The sequence below is a fragment of the Neisseria sp. P0021.S005 genome (assembly GCF_051956955.1).
Genome location: NZ_JBQCWY010000743.1, coordinates 1 through 1,449 on the forward strand (window position 1 = coordinate 1; position 1,449 = coordinate 1,449).

1 protein-coding gene is annotated in these 1,449 nt (G+C 43.8%); it reads left to right on the plus strand.

Annotated features, from left to right (window positions below):
* Positions 1–304 precede the first annotated feature (304 nt).
* A complete protein-coding gene (gene hemF / locus ACTHUE_RS18920) occupies positions 305–1,213 on the plus strand; it encodes an oxygen-dependent coproporphyrinogen oxidase (protein ID WP_063075822.1) in 909 nt (302 codons plus the stop codon).
* Positions 1,214–1,449: the final 236 nt, after the last annotated feature.

Genomic DNA, 1,449 nt, shown 5'->3' on the forward strand with positions numbered 1-1,449 from the left:
AATTTGGATAGAATAAAATCTATCTATTCTTCGAGTGACTATCATATTTTTGCTAAGGATGTAAACAAGATTCAACAAACATTTAAATTAAATCTTGCCAATATCATGCAGCAAGAGTAGCAACTGTATTTTTAACCCCGTAATACCTTTCAATCTATTGCCGATGAGTAACGCTTGATTGCAAGATACGCCCATGCAAAAATTTACCCATAATAAAGAAACAGAAAAATAACAATTAGTTTCAACAACTTAAATCATCTTCCGCCCTGTCATTTTACAAATACGAAACCATCAAGGATATATCATGCACACAGAATCCGTTCTAACCCTCCTCAAAACACTGCAAAACCAAATCTGCGCCGCGCTGGAGCAAGAAGATGGCGAAGCCAAATTTGTGCATGAAGTATGGACTGGGAAGCTGGGTATCGGCGAAACCCGTGTATTGAAAAACGGCGCAGTATTCGAGCAGGCCGGTGTGAATTTTTCGCATGTAAAGGGAACAAAAATGCCGGCTTCTGCTACGGCCCATCGTCCGGAATTGGCAGGCGCGGCGTTTGAAGCCATGGGCGTGTCGCTGGTCATTCATCCGAAAAATCCTTATGTTCCGACCAGCCATGCCAATGTGCGCTTTTTTATTGCCTACCCTGAAAATGCCGAGCCGGTTTGGTGGTTTGGCGGCGGCTTTGATTTGACGCCGTTTTATCCTTTTGAAGAAGATATCGTGCATTGGCACACAGTGACTCGGGACGTATGCGCGCCATTTGGAGAATCGGTTTATCCTGAATTCAAACAATGGTGTGACGAATATTTCTATTTGAAACACCGTAACGAAACACGCGGCGTGGGCGGCCTGTTTTTTGACGATTTAAACCGCTGGGATTTCGATACCTGCTTGAATTTTATCAAGGCAGTCGGGGAAGGCTATATCGCAGCGTATCTACCGATTGTGGCCAAACGCAAAAATACGCCTTATGGAGAACGTGAACGAGATTTCCAACTCTACCGTCGCGGACGCTATGTGGAATTTAACTTGGTTTGGGACAGAGGCACGCTGTTTGGCCTGCAAAGCGGCGGTCGTACGGAAAGCATTTTGATGTCCATGCCGCCTTTAGTACGCTTCGAGTATCAATATGCGCCGGAAGAAGGTTCTCCAGAAGCCGCATTAAATCAATTTTTGGTAGCGCGAGACTGGCTGCAGGAATTCGGAAAATAATATCTGTTTGCAATCAGGCCGTCTGAAAAGCTGTTTTTAATCATAAATCCTGCTTTTTCAGACGGCCTTTGCTTCAATTGCTTTGAATTTGCATACCTTTGCCTATTGCGCTGTTTCATCTCTATAGAGTTTTTGAGACAATGCGCCCATATAAAAATCACCTCACAAACCACACTAAAAAGGAATAATCGGTGAAACGCATTTTCTTATTTATCGCAACCAATATCGCAGTTCTG